Source organism: Pseudomonas sp. R4-35-07, assembly GCF_003852235.1.
Lineage (GTDB): Bacteria > Pseudomonadota > Gammaproteobacteria > Pseudomonadales > Pseudomonadaceae > Aquipseudomonas.
In genome coordinates, this window is sequence record NZ_CP027732.1 from 3,499,755 (window position 1) to 3,519,108 (window position 19,354).

A 19,354-nucleotide genomic window follows, 5' to 3' on the forward strand; every position below is an offset into this window, starting at 1 on the left:
AAACATTTGACGCCCTCAAAAAGGCTGTGCATGATGGCCTCGCTCCCGCTTATCAGGGGCCCTGGCAAGGGCCTTCGAACCCTACAAGACGCGACGACGAGGTTTATCTACATGGCACTGACACGTGAACAGCAAATTGCAGCCCTTGAGAAAGACTGGGCTGAAAACCCACGCTGGAAAGGCGTGACCCGCGCTTATTCCGCTGCTGACGTCGTCCGCCTGCGTGGCTCGGTCCAACCCGAGCACACCTTTGCAAAACTCGGCGCCGAGAAGCTGTGGAACCTGGTCACCCAAGGCGCCAAGCCGTCCTTCCGTCCCGACAAAGATTTCGTCAACTGCATGGGCGCCCTCACTGGCGGCCAGGCAGTGCAACAGGTAAAAGCCGGCATCCAGGCGATCTACCTGTCCGGCTGGCAAGTGGCAGCGGATAACAACTCCGCTGAATCCATGTACCCCGACCAATCGCTGTACCCGGTGGACTCGGTGCCAACCGTGGTCAAGCGCATCAACAACGCGTTCCGTCGCGCCGACCAGATCCAGTGGAAAGCCGGTAAAGGCCCGGGCGACGAAGGCTACATCGACTACTTCGCGCCGATTGTGGCTGACGCTGAAGCCGGTTTCGGTGGCGTACTCAACGCCTACGAGCTGATGAAGAGCATGATCGAGGCGGGCGCCGCCGGCGTGCACTTCGAAGACCAGCTTGCGTCAGTGAAGAAATGCGGCCACATGGGCGGCAAAGTACTGGTTCCGACCCAGGAAGCTGTACAGAAGCTGACCGCTGCCCGCCTGGCCGCTGACGTTGCCGGTACGCCGACCATCATCCTGGCGCGCACCGATGCCAACGCCGCCGACCTGCTGACCTCGGACTGCGACCCGTACGACCAGCCATTCGTCACCGGCGAACGCACCCAGGAAGGCTTCTACAAAGTACGCGCCGGTCTCGACCAGGCGATCGCTCGCGGCCTGGCCTACGCACCGTACGCCGACCTGATCTGGTGCGAAACCGCCAAGCCGGACCTGGACGAAGCACGCCGCTTCGCCGAAGCGATCAAGAAGGAATACCCGGATCAGCTGCTGTCCTACAACTGCTCGCCTTCCTTCAACTGGAAGAAGAACCTGGACGACGCGACCATCGCCAAGTTCCAGCGTGAACTGTCGGCCATGGGCTACAAGCACCAGTTCATCACCCTGGCCGGCATTCACAACATGTGGCACAGCATGTTCAACCTGGCGCACGACTACGCCCGCAACGACATGACCGCCTACGTGAAGCTGCAGGAGCAGGAGTTCGCTGACGCCGCCAAAGGCTACACGTTCGTGGCGCACCAGCAGGAAGTGGGCACCGGCTACTTCGACGACATGACCACCGTGATCCAGGGCGGCACCTCGTCCGTGACTGCGCTGACCGGTTCAACCGAAGAAGAGCAGTTCCACTGAGTGACTGAGTACCCGGCCACTGCGGCCCCAGGGAAGACCTAACCGCAGTGCCGCACAACATCACGCCCCGACTGGTTCGGGGCGTTTTTTTTGTTTCAGTCACACCCAAAATCAAATGTGGGAGGGGGCTTGCTCCCGATTGCTGAGTGTCAGTCAGCACATCTGTTGCTGATCCACCGCCATCGGGGCATAGGTATCTACACAACTTTGTAGCAGCCTACGGTAACCACGATGCGAAGCGAGTCGCTCTTGATCTTGCTCTTGCTCTTGATCTTAAGCGCCCCGTTAAACCACGCTGGCCGCAATTCGATAGTGATTTGGGGGGTAAACCGGCAGGGATGCCGGTTTAGCCGCCCCGCGCCATGGATGGCGCGTGGCGGCGGCCCCCCAAATCACTGTCGGATTACGGGCACACCGAGCCTAGGCGAGGTGCCGAGTGGTGGGGCAAGAGCCCTTTGGTTACTTTGGGGCTCTTTTCCAAAGTGACCCGCCGTCAGGGCGGAACCCTAAGCCGCCGTTACCGCAGCAACGGATATGTACTCGCTCTGATCCAACATCCTGGTCGGCCCTGAGGCCGCCATCGGGAGCAAGCCCCCTCCCACATTTTGGTCGCGGGGCGTCAGTTAGAGAGGCTTCGGCTCTTGGGCCGCCACAGGTTCAGGACCACGCCAAAGTTGTGTAGATACCTATGGCCATCGGGGGCAAGCCCCCTCCCACATTGGAATGCGATGAGCCTGAAGATTTTGTGCAAAACCTTGATCCAGAGCGCTATTCGCTGCAGATAAATCGGTTACAAAATCCGTTCCATCAACCGGCGACAATCACACAAGTAACGGCAACTTCCCCCGCCACACGAGAAACATTCGCTTAAACCCTGCGCAAACAATATTCATTATCATTTAAACCATGAAAACTTTCTTACCGGTCAAACAAAACGCAATTGTTCAAAAGCCGGCTAATGCCCATGCTGCAAGGGCTACAGCCCCACAACGGTGCACTATGTGCTTATTCCATCGAATAATTTCGCCACAGGAATTTTACTTGCCCGGTGTTTAGCCATAAAATCACCGCGATTGATTGCAGTGCGACATATCGTCACTGCATCGTTACTTTTTCGAGCTCAGAGACCTTTGCTCTCTGTTAAGGATTTCCAGCATGACCGACGCGACAGGACTCATGGCCCACAACTGGGGCTTTGCCATTTTCCTCCTCGGTGTTGTAGGCCTTTGCGCTTTCATGCTCGGCGTCTCCAGCCTCCTCGGGTCAAAAGCCTGGGGCCGCAGCAAAAACGAACCGTTCGAGTCCGGCATGCTACCTACAGGTGGCGCCCGCTTGCGGCTCTCAGCCAAATTCTATCTGGTCGCGATGCTCTTCGTGATCTTCGATATCGAAGCCCTCTTTCTCTTTGCCTGGTCTGTGTCCGTTCGCGAAAGCGGCTGGACCGGATTCGTCGAAGCTCTCGTTTTCATAGCAATTCTGTTGGCAGGTCTTGTCTACCTGTTCCGAGTGGGCGCCCTTGACTGGGCTCCGGAAGCTCGTCGCAAGCGGCAAGCGAAGCTGAAACAATGAGGCTTTGGCGATGCAATACAATCTCACCAGGATCGACCCGGATGCTCCTAACGAGCAGTACCCCATCGGCGAACGGGAAACCGTTTCCGACCCGTTAGAAGACCAAGTCCACAAGAACATCTACATGGGCAAGCTGGAAGACGTGCTGAGTGGCGCGGTCAACTGGGGGCGTAAAAACTCCCTGTGGCCGTACAACTTCGGCCTTTCGTGCTGCTACGTGGAAATGACCACCGCCTTCACGGCGCCCCACGACATCGCGCGCTTTGGCGCCGAAGTCATCCGGGCCTCGCCGCGCCAGGCGGATTTCATGGTTATCGCCGGTACCTGCTTTATCAAGATGGCGCCGATCATCCAGCGTCTCTATGAGCAAATGCTCGAACCCAAATGGGTAATCTCCATGGGCTCGTGCGCCAACTCCGGTGGCATGTACGACATCTACTCGGTCGTTCAAGGGGTGGACAAGTTCCTGCCCGTGGACGTCTACGTGCCTGGCTGCCCGCCCCGCCCCGAAGCTTTCCTGCAAGGCTTGATGCTGTTGCAGGAATCGATTGGCAAGGAGCGTCGCCCGCTGTCCTGGGTCGTCGGTGATCAAGGCGTGTACCGCGCCGAGATGCCGTCCCAAAAGGAACAGCGCCGCGAACAGCGAATCGCAGTCACCAACCTGCGCAGCCCCGACGAAGTCTGATCCAGCCCGCTTCTTTTATAGAACGAAAACCTGGCTTCATTCTTTACGTTGACCGAAAGCGATAAAAAACCATGACTACAGGCAGTGCTCTGTACATCCCGCCTTATAAGGCAGACGACCAGGATGTGGTCGTCGAACTCAATAACCGTTTTGGCCCTGACGCCTTCACCGCCCAGGCCACACGCACCGGTATGCCGGTGCTGTGGGTGGCGCGTGCCAGGCTTGTCGAAGTCCTGAGCTTCCTGCGCAACCTGCCCAAGCCGTACGTCATGCTCTATGACCTGCATGGCGTGGACGAGCGTCTGCGCACCAAGCGCCAAGGCCTGCCGAGCGGCGCCGATTTCACCGTGTTCTACCACTTGATGTCGCTGGAACGTAACAGCGACGTGATGATCAAGGTCGCCCTGAGCGAGAGCGACCTGAGCGTGCCGACCGTGACCGGGATCTGGCCGAACGCCAGCTGGTACGAGCGTGAAGTCTGGGACATGTTCGGTATCGACTTCCCGGGCCACCCGCACCTGACGCGCATCATGATGCCGCCGACCTGGGAAGGTCACCCGCTGCGCAAGGACTACCCTGCCCGCGCCACTGAATTCGACCCGTTCAGCCTGACCCTCGCCAAGCAGCAGCTTGAAGAAGAGGCCGCGCGCTTCCGTCCGGAAGACTGGGGCATGAAGCGTTCCGGCACCAACGAGGACTACATGTTCCTCAACCTGGGCCCGAACCACCCTTCGGCCCACGGTGCCTTCCGTATCATCCTGCAACTGGACGGCGAAGAAATCGTCGATTGCGTCCCGGACATCGGCTACCACCATCGTGGTGCCGAGAAGATGGCCGAGCGCCAGTCGTGGCACAGCTTCATCCCCTACACCGACCGTATCGACTACCTCGGCGGCGTGATGAACAACCTGCCGTACGTGCTCTCGGTGGAGAAGCTGGCCGGCATCAAGGTACCGGACCGCGTCGACACCATCCGCATCATGATGGCCGAGTTCTTCCGCATCACCAGCCATTTGCTGTTCCTGGGTACCTATATCCAGGACGTCGGCGCCATGACCCCGGTGTTCTTTACCTTCACCGACCGTCAGCGTGCCTACAAGGTCATCGAAGCCGTCACCGGTTTCCGCCTGCATCCGGCCTGGTACCGCATCGGCGGTGTGGCCCACGACCTGCCGAACGGCTGGGAGCGCCTGGTCAAGGAATTCATCGACTGGATGCCCAAGCGCCTGGACGAATACCAGAAGGCCGCCCTGGATAACAGCATCCTCAAGGGCCGTACCATCGGTGTGGCCCAGTACAACACCAAAGAGGCCCTGGAATGGGGCGTCACCGGTGCCGGCTTGCGCTCCACCGGTTGCGATTTCGACCTGCGCAAGGCGCGCCCGTATTCGGGCTACCAGAACTTCGAATTCGAAATTCCGACTGCCGCGAATGGCGATGCCTACGACCGTTGCATCGTGCGCGTCGAAGAAATGCGCCAGAGCCTGAAGATCATCGAGCAGTGCATGCGCAACATGCCGGCCGGCCCGTACAAGGCGGATCACCCGCTGACCACGCCGCCGCCCAAAGAGCGCACGCTGCAGCACATCGAAACCCTGATCACGCACTTCCTGCAAGTCTCGTGGGGCCCGGTGATGCCGGCCAACGAGTCCTTCCAGATGATTGAAGCGACCAAGGGCATCAACAGTTATTACCTGACGAGCGATGGCGGCACCATGAGCTACCGCACCCGGATTCGCACCCCAAGCTTCCCGCACTTGCAGCAGATCCCTTCGGTGATCAAAGGCGAGATGGTCGCGGACTTGATTGCGTACCTGGGTAGTATCGATTTCGTTATGGCCGACGTGGACCGCTAAGCATGAACAGCACGCTTATCCAGACAGACCGTTTCACCTTGAGTGAAACCGAGCGCTCGGCCATCGAGCACGAGCTGCATCACTACGAAGACCCGCGCGCGGCGTCGATCGAAGCCTTGAAGATCGTCCAGAAGGAGCGTGGCTGGGTGCCGGACGGCGCCCTCTACGCCATCGGCGAGATCCTCGGCATCCCCGCCAGCGACGTTGAAGGGGTGGCGACGTTCTACAGCCAGATCTTCCGCCAGCCGGTCGGCCGCCACATCATTCGCGTGTGCGACAGCATGGTGTGCTACATCGGTGGCCACGAGTCCGTGGTCAGCGAAATCCAGGCCAAGCTGGGCATCGGCCTGGGCCAGACCACCGCCGACGGCCGCTTCACGCTGCTGCCGGTGTGCTGCCTGGGCAACTGCGACAAGGCGCCGGCGTTGATGATCGACGACGACACATTCGGTGACGTGCAGCCTGCTGGCGTGACCCAATTGCTCGAGGGCTACCCATGACCCTGACTTCCTTCGGCCCGGCCAACCTGATTAAGCGTTCGGCCGAGACCCACCCGCTGACCTGGCGCTTGCGTGACGACGGCGAGCCCGTGTGGCTCGACGAGTACCAGGCCAAGAACGGCTATGCAGCCGCGCGCAAAGCCTTCGCCGACATGGCCCAGGACGACATCGTCCAGACCGTGAAAGACGCCGGCCTCAAAGGCCGTGGCGGCGCAGGTTTTCCCACGGGCGTGAAGTGGGGCCTGATGCCCAAAGACGAATCCATCAACATCCGCTACCTGCTGTGCAACGCGGATGAAATGGAGCCCAACACCTGGAAAGACCGCATGCTGATGGAGCAACTGCCCCATCTGCTGATCGAAGGCATGCTGATCAGTGCCCGCGCGCTGAAAACCTACCGTGGCTATATCTTCCTGCGCGGTGAATACACCACCGCCGCCAAGCACCTCAACCGTGCCGTGGCCGAAGCCAAGGCGGCGGGCCTGCTGGGCAAGAACATCCTCGGTTCGGGTTTTGACTTCGAGCTGTTCGTGCACACCGGCGCCGGGCGTTATATCTGCGGTGAAGAAACCGCACTGATCAACTCCCTCGAAGGCCGCCGCGCCAACCCGCGCTCCAAGCCGCCCTTCCCCGCCGCCGTGGGCGTGTGGGGCAAGCCAACCTGCGTGAACAACGTCGAGACCCTGTGCAACGTACCGGCGATCATCGCCGACGGCGTGGACTGGTACAAATCGTTGGCCCGTGAAGGCAGCGAAGACATGGGCACCAAGCTCATGGGCTTTTCCGGCAAGGTCAAGAACCCTGGCCTGTGGGAGCTGCCGTTCGGCGTGACCGCGCGCGAGCTGTTCGAGGACTACGCCGGCGGCATGCGCGATGGCTACACCTTGAAAGCCTGGCAGCCAGGCGGCGCCGGCACCGGTTTCCTGCTGCCCGAGCACCTCGACGCACAGATGTATGCCGGAGGCATCGGCAAGGTGGGCACCCGTATGGGGACCGGCCTGGCGATGGCGGTGGACAACACGGTGAACATGGTCTCGTTGCTGCGCAACATGGAGCAGTTCTTTGCCCGTGAATCCTGCGGCTTCTGCACCCCGTGCCGTGACGGTCTGCCGTGGAGCGTCAAGCTGCTGATGGCCCTGGAAAACGGTGAAGGCCGCGAGGGTGACATCGAAACCCTGCTCGGGCTGGTCGGTTTCCTCGGCCCAGGCAAGACCTTCTGTGCTCACGCACCGGGCGCCGTGGAGCCGTTGGGCAGCGCAATCAAATACTTCCGCCATGAATTCGAGGCCGGCATCGCGCCAACCCGCGCGGGCGAACTCACTCAGGTGGTATCACCGACCATGGTCGGTGCGTAACGCTTAAAGAAGCGAAGGGTTCGTGCCCTTCGCTTTTCTCATGTGCGGACGCCTTGATGGCTGTGTAGATGCACATGAATAACAAGATTCCATTAGCCACGCCCGCTGACAACGGGCCAACGAAGAACTTTGAACCATGGCCACTATCCACGTAGACGGCAAAGCGCTCGAAGTCGATGGGGCAGACAACCTGTTACAGGCATGTCTGTCACTCGGCCTCGACATCCCGTATTTCTGCTGGCACCCCGCGCTCGGTAGCGTCGGTGCCTGTCGCCAGTGCGCGGTCAAGCAGTACACCGACGAAAACGACACCCGTGGTCGTATCGTCATGTCCTGCATGACCCCAGCCACCGACAACACCTGGATTTCCATCGACGATGATGAGTCCAAGGCGTTCCGCGCCAGTGTCGTCGAATGGCTGATGACCAACCACCCCCACGACTGCCCGGTCTGTGAGGAAGGCGGTCACTGCCACCTGCAAGACATGACGGTGATGACCGGCCACAACGAGCGCCGCTATCGCTTCACCAAGCGTACCCACCAGAACCAGGACCTCGGCCCGTTCATCTCCCACGAGATGAACCGCTGCATCGCCTGCTACCGTTGCGTGCGTTTCTATAAGGACTACGCCGGCGGCACCGACCTCGGCGTGTTCGGCGCCCACGACAACGTGTACTTCGGTCGCGTTGAAGACGGCGTGCTCGAGAGCGAATTCTCCGGCAACCTCACCGAGGTCTGCCCGACCGGTGTGTTCACCGACAAGACTCACTCCGAGCGCTACAACCGCAAGTGGGACATGCAATTCGCCCCGAGCATTTGCCATGGCTGCTCCAGCGGTTGCAACATCTCGCCGGGCGAGCGCTACGGTGAACTGCGTCGTATCGAAAACCGCTTCAACGGTTCGGTCAACCAGTACTTCCTGTGTGACCGTGGCCGCTTCGGCTATGGCTACGTCAACCGCGAAGACCGCCCGCGCCAGCCACTGCTGGCCGATGGCGCCAAGCTGAGCCTGGACGCGGCGCTGGATAAAGCCGCCGACCTGCTGCGTGGCCGTAACATCGTCGGTATCGGTTCTCCGCGCGCCAGCCTCGAAAGCAACTTCGCACTGCGCGAACTGGTCGGCGCCGAGCACTTCTACAGCGGTATCGAAGCCGGCGAACTGGAGCGCATCCGCCTGGTCCTGCAAGTGCTGAACGACAGCCCGCTGCCGGTGCCGAACATGCGCGACATCGAAGACCACGATGCGATCTTCGTGCTCGGTGAAGACCTGACCCAAACCGCCGCGCGTATCGCGCTGTCGCTGCGCCAGTCGGTCAAAGGCAAGGCCGAAGCCATGGCCGACGCCATGCGCGTGCAGCCTTGGCTCGACGCCGCCGTGAAAAACATCGGCCAGCACGCGCTGAACCCGCTGTTTATCGCCTCCCTGGCTGAAACCAAGCTCGACGACATCGCCGAAGAATGCGTCCACGCTGCACCGGACGACCTGGCGCGCATCGGTTTCGCCGTGGCCCACGCCCTTGACGCCAGCGCGCCTGCCGTCGACGGCCTGGACGCCGAAGCCGTGGCACTGGCCCAGCGCATCGCCGACGCCCTGCTGGCCGCCAAACGCCCATTGATCATCGCCGGCACCTCGCTGGGTTCCAAGGCGCTGATAGAAGCAGCCGCCAACATCGCCAAGGCCTTGAAGCTGCGCGACAAGAACGGCTCAATCAGCCTGGTGGTACCGGAAGCCAACAGCCTCGGCCTGGCCATGCTCGGTGGCGAGTCCCTGGACGCCGCCCTGCAAGCAGTGACCGACGGCAACGCCGACGCCATCGTGGTGCTGGAAAACGACCTGTACACCCGCACCGACGCGGCCAAGGTTGACGCTGCACTCAACGCCGCCAAGGTGCTGATCGTGGCCGATCACCAGAAGACCGCCACCAGCGAACGTGCGCACCTGGTGCTGCCAGCGGCCACCTTCGCCGAAGGCGACGGTACCCTGGTCAGCCAGGAAGGCCGCGCCCAGCGCTTCTTCCAGGTGTTCGATCCGAAGTACATGGACGCCAGCATCCTGGTTCACGAAGGCTGGCGCTGGCTGCATGCCCTGCGCGCGACCCTGTTGAACCAGCCGATCGACTGGACCCAGCTCGACCACGTCACCGCCGCTACCGCTGCAAGCGCACCGCAGCTGGCGCGAATTGTCGATGCTGCCCCGTCTGCTTCGTTCCGCATCAAGGGCCTGAAACTGGCCCGTGAGCCGCTGCGTTATTCCGGGCGTACCGCCATGCGCGCCGATATCAGCGTGCATGAACCGCGTACCCCGCAAGATAACGACACCGCGTTCGCCTTCTCCATGGAAGGTTATTCGGGTTCGGCCGAACCGCGTCAGCAGGTGCCGTTCGCCTGGTCGCCGGGCTGGAACTCGCCGCAGGCCTGGAACAAATTCCAGGACGAAGTCGGTGGGCATATCCGCGCTGGCGACCCGGGCACCCGCCTGATCGAAACCCAGGGCGATTCGCTGAACTGGTTCGCTGCGGTCCCGCGTCCGTTCAACCCGGCGCCGGGTACCTGGCAGGTCGTGCCGTTCTTCCACCTGTTCGGCAGCGAAGAGACTTCTTCCAAGGCCGCGCCGGTTCAAGAACGCATTCCAACCGCCTACGTGGCCCTGGCCAAATCCGAAGCCGACCGCCTGGGCGTCAACGACGGCGCCCTGCTCAGCCTGAACGTGGCCGGCCAGACCTTGCGTCTGCCGCTGCGCATCAACGAAGAGCTGGGTGCCGGCCTGGTTGCACTGCCTAAAGGCATCGCCGGTATTCCTCCAGCGATCTTTGGCCAAACCGTTGACGGTCTGCAGGAGGCAGCGCAATGACCTGGTTCACCCCTGAAGTGATCGACGTGATCATCTCGGTCGTCAAGGCCATCGTGATCCTGTTGGCCGTGGTCGTCGCGGGCGCCCTGCTCAGCTTCGTCGAACGTCGCCTGCTGGGCTGGTGGCAGGACCGTTACGGTCCGAACCGCGTTGGCCCGTTCGGCATGTTCCAGATCGCCGCCGACATGCTGAAGATGTTCTTCAAGGAAGACTGGACCCCGCCGTTTGCCGACAAGGTGATCTTCACCCTGGCACCGGTCGTGGCCATGAGCGCCTTGCTGATCGCCTTCGCGATCATCCCGATCACCCCGACCTGGGGCGTGGCGGACCTGAACATCGGCCTGCTGTTCTTCTTCGCCATGGCCGGCCTGTCGGTGTACGCGGTGCTGTTCGCCGGTTGGTCGAGCAACAACAAGTTCGCCCTGCTGGGCAGCTTGCGTGCCTCGGCGCAGACCGTCTCCTATGAAGTGTTCATGGGGTTGGCGCTGATGGGCATCGTGGTGCAGGTTGGCTCGTTCAACATGCGCGATATCGTCGAGTACCAGGCGCAGAACCTGTGGTTCATCATTCCGCAGTTCTTTGGCTTCTGCACCTTCTTCATCGCCGGCGTGGCTGTGACACACCGTCACCCCTTCGACCAGCCGGAAGCGGAGCAGGAACTGGCCGACGGTTACCACATTGAATATGCCGGCATGAAATGGGGCATGTTCTTCGTCGGTGAGTACATCGGCATCATCTTGATCTCGGCCCTGCTGGTCACGCTGTTCTTCGGCGGCTGGCACGGTCCGTTCGGCATCCTGCCGCAGTTGGCCTTCTTCTGGTTCTTCTTGAAGACCGCGTTCTTCATCATGCTGTTCATCCTGCTGCGCGCCTCGATTCCGCGCCCGCGCTATGACCAGGTGATGGATTTCAGCTGGAGATTCTGCCTGCCGCTGACCCTGATCAATTTGCTGGTGACGGCCGCCGTCGTGTTGTTGAACACGCCAGCAGCCGCGGTTCAGTGAGGATTTGACCCATGTTCAAATATATTGGCGACATCGTTAAGGGTACCGGTACCCAGTTGCGAAGCCTGGTGATGGTATTCGGTCACGGCTTTCGCAAACGCGACACCCTGCAATACCCGGAAGAAGCGGTATACCTGCCGCCGCGCTATCGCGGCCGCATCGTGCTCACCCGCGACCCTGATGGCGAAGAGCGTTGCGTAGCCTGCAACCTGTGCGCCGTGGCGTGCCCGGTGGGTTGTATCTCCCTGCAGAAAGCTGAAACCGAAGACGGTCGCTGGTACCCGGACTTCTTCCGTATCAACTTCTCGCGCTGCATTTTCTGCGGCCTCTGCGAGGAAGCTTGCCCGACCACCGCGATCCAGCTCACACCGGATTTCGAGATGGCCGAGTTCAAACGTCAGGACCTGGTGTACGAGAAAGAAGATCTTTTGATTTCCGGTCCCGGTAAAAACCCTGATTACAACTTCTATCGTGTTGCAGGTATGGCCGTTGCCGGTAAGCCCAAGGGCGCCGCACAAAACGAAGCCGAGCCGATCAACGTGAAGAGCTTGCTGCCTTAAGGAAGAAAGATGGAATTCGCTTTCTATTTCGCATCGGGTATTGCAGTGGTGTCCACGCTTCGCGTGATCACCAACACCAACCCCGTGCACGCCCTGCTCTACCTGATCATTTCGCTGATCGCCGTGGCCATGACCTTTTTCGCCCTCGGCGCACCGTTCGCCGGTGTGCTGGAAGTGATCGCCTACGCCGGCGCCATCATGGTGCTGTTCGTGTTTGTGGTGATGATGCTTAATCTGGGGCCGGCCTCGGTCGCCCAGGAGCGCGTCTGGCTCAAGCCCGGCATCTGGCTCGGCCCGGTCGTGCTGGCAGCGCTGCTGCTGGGTGAACTGCTGTATGTGCTGTTCGCTCACCAGAGCGGCCAGGCCATCGGCCACACCACCGTAGACGCGAAAGCCGTGGGCGTCAGCCTGTTCGGCCCGTACCTGCTGGTAGTCGAACTGGCGTCGATGCTGCTGCTCGCCGCAGCCATCACTGCCTTCCACTTGGGCCGCAACGAAGCCAAGGAGCAATGACGATGCCTGCTATCCCTTTGGAGCATGGTCTGGCGGTTGCCGGCATCCTGTTCTGCCTTGGCCTGGTCGGCCTGATGGTTCGCCGTAACATTCTGTTCGTGTTGATGAGCCTGGAAATCATGATGAACGCTGCCGCACTGGCGTTCATCGTGGCGGGTGCGCGTTGGGGCCAGCCGGATGGACAAGTCATGTTCATCCTGGTGATCAGCCTGGCAGCCGCCGAGGCCAGTATCGGCCTGGCGATCCTGCTGCAACTGTATCGTCGCTTCCACACGCTTGATATCGACGCTGCCAGTGAGATGCGCGGATGAACATGATCTTTCTGACTTTCGTATTTCCCCTGATCGGTTTCCTGCTGCTGTCGTTCTCTCGCGGACGCTGGTCGGAAAACCTCTCGGCCCTGATCGGCGTCGGCTCGATTGGCCTGTCGGCCATTGTGGCTGCCTACGTCATCTGGCAATTCAACGTGGCGCCGCCGGAAGGCGGTCACTACACCCTGGTGCTGTGGCAGTGGATGTCGGTGGAAGGCTTCAAGCCCAACTTCGCCCTCTACGTCGATGGCCTGTCGATCACCATGCTCGGCGTGGTGGTAGGTGTAGGCTTTTTGATCCACCTGTTCGCGTCCTGGTACATGCGCGGTGAAGCGGGCTACTCGCGCTTTTTCTCGTACACCAACCTGTTCATCGCCAGCATGCTGTTCCTGGTGCTCGGCGATAACCTGTTGTTCCTGTACTTCGGCTGGGAAGGCGTGGGCCTGTGCTCGTACCTGTTGATCGGTTTCTACTACAGCAACCGCAACAACGGTAACGCGGCACTCAAGGCCTTCATCGTCACCCGCATCGGCGACGTGTTCATGGCCATCGGCCTGTTCATCCTGTTCCAACAGGTGGGCACGTTGAACATCCAGGAACTGCTGGTGCTGGCGCCGCAGAAATTCCAGGTCGGCGATTTCTGGATCACCCTGGCCACCCTGATGCTGCTGGGCGGCGCCGTGGGTAAATCCGCGCAACTGCCGCTGCAAACCTGGCTGGCAGATGCGATGGCCGGTCCTACCCCGGTTTCCGCACTGATTCACGCGGCAACCATGGTCACCGCCGGTGTCTACCTGATCGCGCGTACCCACGGCCTGTTCACCCTGGCGCCGGACATCCTGCATCTGGTAGGCATCGTCGGTGGCGTGACCCTGGTACTGGCCGGCTTCGCCGCGCTGGTGCAGACCGACATCAAGCGTATCCTCGCCTACTCGACCATGAGCCAGATCGGCTACATGTTCCTGGCCCTGGGCGTTGGCGCCTGGGACGCGGCGATCTTCCACCTGATGACCCACGCCTTCTTCAAGGCCCTGCTGTTCCTTGCTTCCGGTGCGGTGATCGTGGCCTGCCACCACGAGCAGAACATCTTCAAGATGGGTGGCCTGTGGAAGAAACTGCCGTTGGCCTACGCCAGCTTCATCGTTGGCGGTGCCGCGCTCGCCGCGCTGCCGCTGGTGACTGCCGGTTTCTACTCCAAAGACGAAATCCTCTGGGAAGCCTTTGCCAGCGGTAACCAGAACCTGCTGTACGCAGGCCTGGTGGGTGCGTTCATGACCTCGCTGTACACCTTCCGCCTGATCTTCATCACCTTCCACGGTGAAGCCAAGACCGAAGCGCACGCAGGCCACGGCATTTCCCACTGGTTGCCACTGTCGGTGCTGATCATCCTGTCGACCTTCATCGGCGCCCTGATCACTCCGCCACTGGCCGGTGTACTGCCGCAAAGCGTCGGCCATGCCGGCGGCGCCGACAAGCACAGCCTGGAAATCGCCTCCGGCGCCATTGCCATCGCCGGTATCCTGCTGGCGGCCCTGCTGTTCCTCGGCAAGCGTCGCTTCGTCACCGCCGTTGCCAACAGCGGTATCGGCCGGTTCCTGTCGGCCTGGTGGTTCGCTGCCTGGGGCTTCGATTGGATCTACGACAAACTGTTCGTCAAACCTTACCTTGCGATCAGCCACGTGCTGCGCAAAGACCCGCTCGACCAGACCATCGGTTTGATCCCGCGCGCCGCCAAGGCCGGTCACACCGCCCTGAGCCGCAGCGAGACCGGCCAGTTGCGTTGGTATGCGGCGTCCATGGCAGTGGGTGCCGTGCTGGTGATCGGCGCCATCGTCGTGGTAGCGGTCTGACTATGTTTAAGTGCACTGCGTACTTTGCGAACTTGCGAAAGGAAACGAGCCCGTCATGATTCTGCCCTGGCTAATCCTGATCCCCTTTATCGGCGGCCTGCTCTGCTGGATGGGTGAACGCTTCGGCGCCACCCTCCCCCGCTGGATTGCGTTGCTGACCATGTCCCTGGAACTCGCACTCGGCCTCTGGCTGTGGGCCCATGGCGACTATTCATTCGCCCCCGCTCCGGGTGTCGATCCGACCTTCGCGCTTGAATTCAAGCACGTATGGATCCAGCGCTTCGGCATCAACGTGCACCTGGCCCTCGACGGCCTGTCGCTGTTGATGATCCTGCTGACCGGCCTGCTGGGTATCCTCTCGGTACTCTGCTCCTGGAAAGAAATCCAGCGTCACGTGGGCTTCTTCCACCTGAACCTGATGTGGATCCTGGGCGGCGTTGTCGGCGTGTTCCTGGCGCTGGACCTGTTCATGTTCTTCTTCTTCTGGGAAATGATGCTGGTGCCGATGTACTTCCTCATCGCGCTCTGGGGTCACAGTTCTTCGGACGGCAAAAAAACCCGGATCTACGCGGCGACCAAGTTCTTCATCTTCACCCAGGCTTCCGGCCTGATCATGTTGGTGGCGATCCTCGGTCTAGTCCTGGTCAACTTCAACAGCACGGGCGTGATCACGTTCAACTACACCGACCTGTTGAAAACCAAGATGTCCCTGACCACCGAGTACGTGCTGATGCTGGGCTTCTTCATCGCCTTCGCGGTGAAGCTGCCGGTGGTGCCGTTCCACTCCTGGTTGCCTGACGCCCACGCCCAGGCGCCGACCGCCGGCTCCGTGGACTTGGCCGGTATCCTGCTGAAAACCGCTGCCTACGGCCTGCTGCGTTTCGCCCTGCCGCTGTTCCCGAATGCCTCGGCCGAGTTCGCGCCGATCGCCATGACCCTGGGTCTGATCGGGATCTTCTACGGTGCGTTCCTGGCCTTCGCGCAAACCGACATCAAGCGTCTGATCGCCTTCTCGTCCGTTTCCCACATGGGTTTCGTACTGATCGGCATCTACTCCGGCAGCCAACTGGCGCTGCAGGGCGCGGTGATCCAGATGTTGGCCCACGGTGTCTCGGCCGCTGCACTCTTTATCCTGAGTGGCCAGCTGTATGAGCGCCTGCACACCCGTGACATGCGTGAAATGGGTGGGGTGTGGTCGCGCATCGCGTACCTGCCGGCAATCAGCCTGTTCTTCGCCGCTGCATCGCTGGGCTTGCCGGGTACCGGTAACTTCATCGGCGAGTTCCTGATCCTGATGGGTGCCTTCGTACAGACGCCGTGGATCAGCGCCATTGCTACCTCCGGCCTGGTGTTCGGTTCGGTCTACTCGCTGATCATGATCCACCGCGCCTACTTCGGCCCGGCCAAGTCCGACACCGTCCTGCAAGGGATGGATGCGCGCGAACTGATCATGGTGCTCGGCCTGGCGGTACTGCTGATCTACATCGGCGTATACCCACAGCCGTTCCTGGACACTTCTGCCGCAACGATGCATGGCGTGCAGCAATGGTTCGGCACCGCCTTCTCTCAACTCGCTTCGGCCCGGTAAGAGCGCTATGGAATTCACGATCCAACACTTTATCGCGCTTGCGCCGCTGCTGATCACCAGCCTCACCATCGTGGTGGTGATGCTGGCGATCGCCTGGCGCCGCAATCATTCGCAAACGTTCCTGCTGTCCTGCGCCGGGTTGAACCTGGCCCTGCTGTCGATCATCCCGGCCCTCAAGGTCGCACCACTGGCGGTCACGCCATTGATGATGGTCGATGACTTCGCGCTGCTGTATATCGCGCTGATCCTGGTCGCGACCCTGGCCTGCGTCACCCTCGCCCACGCCTACCTCGGCGAAGGCGGCACCGGGTACCCAGGCAACAAGGAAGAGCTGTACCTGCTGATCCTGTTGGCAGCGGCCGGCGGTATCGTGCTGGTCAGCGCGCAGCACCTGGCCGGCTTGTTCATCGGCTTGGAGCTGCTGTCGATCCCGACCTACGGCCTGGTGGCCTACGCCTTCTTCAACAAGCGCTCCCTGGAAGCCGGCATCAAGTACATGGTGCTGTCCGCTGCCGGTTCCGCGTTCCTGTTGTTCGGTATGGCCCTGCTCTACGCCGAAGCCGGCAGCTTGAGCTTCACCGGTATCGGCCACGCCCTGGCCGCCACCAACAGCCCTGCGCCGATTGCCCAACTGGGCCTGGCGATGATGCTGATCGGCCTGGCGTTCAAGCTGTCGCTGGTGCCGTTCCACCTGTGGACCCCGGACGTGTACGAAGGCGCCCCGGCGCCTGTGGCCGCATTCCTGGCCACTGCATCGAAAGTGGCCGTGTTTGCGGTGATGGTGCGTCTGTTCCAGATCTCGCCTGCCGCCAATACCGGCGTGCTGAGCAATGTACTGACTGTGATCGCCATCGCGTCGATCCTGTTCGGCAACCTGCTGGCGCTGACCCAGAACAACCTCAAGCGTCTGCTCGGTTACTCGTCCATCGCTCACTTCGGCTACCTGCTGATCGCCCTGGTGGCGAGCAAAGGCCTGGCCGTGGAGGCCATCGGCGTGTACCTGGTCACCTACGTGATCACCAGCCTTGGCGCATTCGGCGTGATTACGCTGATGTCCTCGCCATACAAAGGCCGTGACGCCGACGCCCTGTACGAATACCGCGGCCTGTTCTGGCGCCGTCCGTACCTGACCGCCGTACTCACCGTGATGATGCTGTCCCTGGCGGGTATCCCGCTGACTGCCGGCTTTATCGGCAAGTTCTACATCGTCGCCACCGGCGTCGAGGCCCACCAGTGGTGGCTGGTCGCGTCCCTGGTCCTGGGCAGCGCCATCGGCGTGTTCTACTACCTGCGCGTGATGGTCACCCTGTACCTGATCGAGCCGAATCTGCGCCGTGTGGATGCCGAGCTGCATTGGGAACAGAAGGCTGGCGGCGTGATGCTGCTGGCCATCGCCCTGCTCGCCTTCTTCCTGGGCGTGTACCCGCAACCGTTGCTGACGTTGGTGCAGCATGCGGTGCTGGGGGTTTGATCGCTTAAGTTGATGCAGTAAACAGAACGGCGCCTTCGGGCGCCGTTTTTGCGTTTCAGGGGGAACACATTAGAGATGCAGCGCAACCACTATCGTCTTCGCGGGCAAGCCCACTCCCACAGGGGTATGCATTCCAAATGTGGGAGTGGGCTTGCCCGCGAAGGCGCCTGGACGGGCGCTACAGAAGCGTCTTACCTAATACACAACTCCGTCTGACATACGGTCCCAACTTCCTTTTTTAGAGTGACCCGCTCATACGCAATCTACGTAGGAGCGACTATGACTCGCAATACCGCTTCAGAGCTAATCGAAGGCTTCGACGCCCTGGCCGAAGAACGCCAGGGCAAGATCACCCTGCGCACCCATAAAGTCCGCCTCAACAAGCTGGCGCCGCTCACCGCTGAAGAAGTAATCGCAGTGCGCCAGCAACTCAACCTCTCCCGCTCGGTATTCGCCATGTATCTGCGCACCAATACCCGCACCCTGGAGAACTGGGAACAAGGCCGGGCCAAGCCCAATGCACAGGCGGTCACGTTGATACGACTGGTGGCGCGTTTTCCCGAGACCGTGGCGCAACTGGCGGCACTGGGCTGACCTGCAAATTGGTTCACATGATCGTTCCCACGCTCTGCGTGGGAATGCCACCCGGGACGCTCCGCGTCCTGCTTTAAGCGCAAGATCCGGCACTTGCGCAAGGGTGACGCGGAGCGTCACGGGATGCATTCCCACGCGGAGCGGGGGAACGATCAACTGGGCTGATCTGAAACAGCTGCAAAAAAAAACGCCCCGACAGTTCGGGGCGTTTTTTTACAGGGCTACAGCGTCAGAACGCGATACCGACCTTGAAGCCATACTCATCACGCTTGAGCTTGGTATTGTCGGCCACATAGGAGTCGTCATCGAGCTTGTACTCGGTACGGGTGTAGTAAAGGCCCGCCATCACCGGCAGGTCGCCCTTCTGGTTCATCAGCAGGCTTACTTCGGCGTATGGGTTGGTGCGGTCCTTGAGGTCCACGCTGTCGCTGCCGATGCCGTCGACCTTGAGCTTGGCGCGGCCATCGATGGTATGACGGGCGCCGGCTTCAACGCGCAGGGTCATGTCATCGAACTGGTGGTTGTAGCCCAGGGCCGCCTTAGCGAACGGCGATTTGTTGGTGAGCTTCATGTCGTAGCCATTGGTGTCCGGCTCATAACGGGTCCAGGTGTAGCCACCGCCAACAATCACATCGACAAAGTTGCGCGCATCCAGCGCGGCACGCCAGCCGAGGTCGAGGTCGGCCTGGCCTTCCTTGAGTTTGTTGTCGCTTTTCTCACCGTACTTGGCTTCGATACCGGCCTGGTAGATAAAGCCGGATTCAGCGGTGAGCTTGTTGCCGAAGTTATAGAACAGGCCCGCCTCGGGCATGTGCTCCTTGTCGCTTTCGCTACCGCCTTCAAGTTTGAAGTCGTTATAGCTGCCGAGAATCCCGAAGGTGGAAATCGGGTCGGTGGACGGCGCAGCGAACACCACGGTTGGCGCGGCGACCAGGGCCAGCAACGAGGTGTTCTTGAGAAATTTTCCGAATAGTTTGGACATCGTTTACATCTCCATTTTTGAGTGGGCAAAGTATTCAGGAATCGGTTCGAACCTTGGCGCTTGCAAAAAGTTCGAACGGATTTGCACCAAAATGGACAAAAAACGGTTCAGCGAAGGCTCTAGTTCAATACTCTTCGCTATCGGGCCGGCCCCGGTGTTCAAGTCCCCGCGCAAGTGCCGCTGCGAATTGTGATTTTGAATGAACCTTTCCGCGCGCCTACCTATCCA

General features: G+C 60.9%; 16 protein-coding genes. 15 read left to right on the top strand and 1 reads right to left on the bottom strand.

Features of this window, described 5'->3' with window-relative positions:
- The first annotated feature begins 111 nt into the window (after positions 1-111).
- From aceA to C4J89_RS16025, 15 genes are all read left to right on the top strand, one after another.
- Entirely contained in the window at positions 112-1,437 is a 1,326-nt protein-coding gene (aceA, locus tag C4J89_RS15950; RefSeq protein ID WP_034106845.1) for an isocitrate lyase, read from the top strand.
- 1,155 nt (positions 1,438-2,592) lie between these two features.
- Positions 2,593-3,006, top strand: a complete 414-nt coding sequence (locus tag C4J89_RS15960; RefSeq protein ID WP_003192109.1) for an NADH-quinone oxidoreductase subunit A — start codon at positions 2,593-2,595, stop codon at positions 3,004-3,006.
- 10 nt (positions 3,007-3,016) lie between these two features.
- Positions 3,017-3,691 carry an NADH-quinone oxidoreductase subunit B family protein gene (locus C4J89_RS15965; RefSeq protein WP_003174719.1) on the top strand — a complete coding sequence of 225 codons (675 nt, stop codon included), beginning with the start codon at positions 3,017-3,019 and terminating at the stop codon, positions 3,689-3,691.
- A 71-nt stretch (positions 3,692-3,762) separates the two neighbouring features.
- Complete coding sequence (gene nuoC / locus C4J89_RS15970; RefSeq protein WP_124363298.1) at positions 3,763-5,547, top strand: NADH-quinone oxidoreductase subunit C/D; 1,785 nt, start codon at positions 3,763-3,765, stop codon at positions 5,545-5,547.
- Between the two features lie 2 nt (positions 5,548-5,549).
- A complete protein-coding gene (gene nuoE, locus C4J89_RS15975) occupies positions 5,550-6,047 on the top strand; it encodes an NADH-quinone oxidoreductase subunit NuoE (RefSeq protein ID WP_003232080.1) in 498 nt (165 codons plus the stop codon).
- On the top strand, positions 6,044-7,402 hold the full coding sequence (gene nuoF / locus C4J89_RS15980) for an NADH-quinone oxidoreductase subunit NuoF (protein WP_124414982.1): 1,359 nt from the start codon (positions 6,044-6,046) through the stop codon (positions 7,400-7,402). The genes nuoE and nuoF overlap by 4 nt, the downstream gene beginning before the upstream one ends.
- 136 nt (positions 7,403-7,538) lie before the next feature.
- Positions 7,539-10,253: an NADH-quinone oxidoreductase subunit NuoG gene (gene nuoG, locus C4J89_RS15985; protein ID WP_124414983.1), complete on the top strand. Its 2,715-nt coding sequence runs from the start codon at positions 7,539-7,541 to the stop codon at positions 10,251-10,253.
- Positions 10,250-11,257, top strand: coding sequence for an NADH-quinone oxidoreductase subunit NuoH (nuoH, locus tag C4J89_RS15990; RefSeq protein WP_003174724.1), 1,008 nt, complete (start codon positions 10,250-10,252; stop codon positions 11,255-11,257). The genes nuoG and nuoH overlap by 4 nt, the downstream gene beginning before the upstream one ends.
- An 11-nt stretch (positions 11,258-11,268) precedes the next feature.
- Positions 11,269-11,817 (top strand): NADH-quinone oxidoreductase subunit NuoI, encoded by a 549-nt coding sequence (gene nuoI / locus C4J89_RS15995; protein WP_003174725.1) that lies wholly within the window; start codon positions 11,269-11,271, stop codon positions 11,815-11,817.
- Between the two features lie 9 nt (positions 11,818-11,826).
- Positions 11,827-12,330, top strand: a complete 504-nt coding sequence (nuoJ, locus tag C4J89_RS16000; protein WP_065884950.1) for an NADH-quinone oxidoreductase subunit J — start codon at positions 11,827-11,829, stop codon at positions 12,328-12,330.
- Positions 12,331-12,332: 2 nt separating this feature from the next.
- The gene (nuoK, locus tag C4J89_RS16005) at positions 12,333-12,641 is read left to right on the top strand and encodes an NADH-quinone oxidoreductase subunit NuoK (protein ID WP_003174727.1); all 309 of its coding nucleotides are present in this window, start codon (positions 12,333-12,335) and stop codon (positions 12,639-12,641) included.
- Positions 12,638-14,491 (top strand): NADH-quinone oxidoreductase subunit L, encoded by a 1,854-nt coding sequence (nuoL, locus tag C4J89_RS16010; RefSeq protein WP_124414984.1) that lies wholly within the window; start codon positions 12,638-12,640, stop codon positions 14,489-14,491. Before nuoK ends, nuoL begins: the two co-directional genes overlap by 4 nt.
- A 55-nt stretch (positions 14,492-14,546) precedes the next feature.
- Positions 14,547-16,079: an NADH-quinone oxidoreductase subunit M gene (nuoM, locus tag C4J89_RS16015; protein WP_124414985.1), complete on the top strand. Its 1,533-nt coding sequence runs from the start codon at positions 14,547-14,549 to the stop codon at positions 16,077-16,079.
- A gap of 7 nt (positions 16,080-16,086) precedes the next feature.
- Positions 16,087-17,550 carry an NADH-quinone oxidoreductase subunit NuoN gene (nuoN, locus tag C4J89_RS16020; protein WP_124367423.1) on the top strand — a complete coding sequence of 488 codons (1,464 nt, stop codon included), beginning with the start codon at positions 16,087-16,089 and terminating at the stop codon, positions 17,548-17,550.
- Positions 17,551-17,829: 279 nt separating this feature from the next.
- Positions 17,830-18,144: a DNA-binding transcriptional regulator gene (locus C4J89_RS16025; RefSeq protein WP_124414986.1), complete on the top strand. Its 315-nt coding sequence runs from the start codon at positions 17,830-17,832 to the stop codon at positions 18,142-18,144.
- A gap of 229 nt (positions 18,145-18,373) precedes the next feature.
- Here C4J89_RS16025 and C4J89_RS16030 read toward each other — a convergent pair whose 3' ends face one another.
- Positions 18,374-19,126 (bottom strand): outer membrane beta-barrel protein, encoded by a 753-nt coding sequence (locus C4J89_RS16030; protein ID WP_124414987.1) that lies wholly within the window; start codon positions 19,124-19,126, stop codon positions 18,374-18,376.
- Between the last annotated feature and the right edge of the window lie 228 nt (positions 19,127-19,354).

Excerpts from the sequence above, each read along its gene's own strand:
- aceA (WP_034106845.1), top strand. The coding sequence starts at position 112 with ATGGCACTGACACGTGAACAGCAAATTGCAGCCCTTGAGAAAGACTGG.
- C4J89_RS15960 (WP_003192109.1), top strand. The coding sequence starts at position 2,593 with ATGACCGACGCGACAGGACTCATGGCCCACAACTGGGGCTTTGCCATT.
- C4J89_RS15965 (WP_003174719.1), top strand. The coding sequence starts at position 3,017 with ATGCAATACAATCTCACCAGGATCGACCCGGATGCTCCTAACGAGCAG.
- nuoC (WP_124363298.1), top strand. The coding sequence starts at position 3,763 with ATGACTACAGGCAGTGCTCTGTACATCCCGCCTTATAAGGCAGACGAC.
- nuoE (WP_003232080.1), top strand. The coding sequence starts at position 5,550 with ATGAACAGCACGCTTATCCAGACAGACCGTTTCACCTTGAGTGAAACC.
- nuoF (WP_124414982.1), top strand. The coding sequence starts at position 6,044 with ATGACCCTGACTTCCTTCGGCCCGGCCAACCTGATTAAGCGTTCGGCC.
- nuoG (WP_124414983.1), top strand. The coding sequence starts at position 7,539 with ATGGCCACTATCCACGTAGACGGCAAAGCGCTCGAAGTCGATGGGGCA.
- nuoH (WP_003174724.1), top strand. The coding sequence starts at position 10,250 with ATGACCTGGTTCACCCCTGAAGTGATCGACGTGATCATCTCGGTCGTC.
- nuoI (WP_003174725.1), top strand. The coding sequence starts at position 11,269 with ATGTTCAAATATATTGGCGACATCGTTAAGGGTACCGGTACCCAGTTG.
- nuoJ (WP_065884950.1), top strand. The coding sequence starts at position 11,827 with ATGGAATTCGCTTTCTATTTCGCATCGGGTATTGCAGTGGTGTCCACG.
- nuoK (WP_003174727.1), top strand. The coding sequence starts at position 12,333 with ATGCCTGCTATCCCTTTGGAGCATGGTCTGGCGGTTGCCGGCATCCTG.
- nuoL (WP_124414984.1), top strand. The coding sequence starts at position 12,638 with ATGAACATGATCTTTCTGACTTTCGTATTTCCCCTGATCGGTTTCCTG.
- nuoM (WP_124414985.1), top strand. The coding sequence starts at position 14,547 with ATGATTCTGCCCTGGCTAATCCTGATCCCCTTTATCGGCGGCCTGCTC.
- nuoN (WP_124367423.1), top strand. The coding sequence starts at position 16,087 with ATGGAATTCACGATCCAACACTTTATCGCGCTTGCGCCGCTGCTGATC.
- C4J89_RS16025 (WP_124414986.1), top strand. The coding sequence starts at position 17,830 with ATGACTCGCAATACCGCTTCAGAGCTAATCGAAGGCTTCGACGCCCTG.
- C4J89_RS16030 (WP_124414987.1), bottom strand. The coding sequence starts at position 19,126 with ATGTCCAAACTATTCGGAAAATTTCTCAAGAACACCTCGTTGCTGGCC.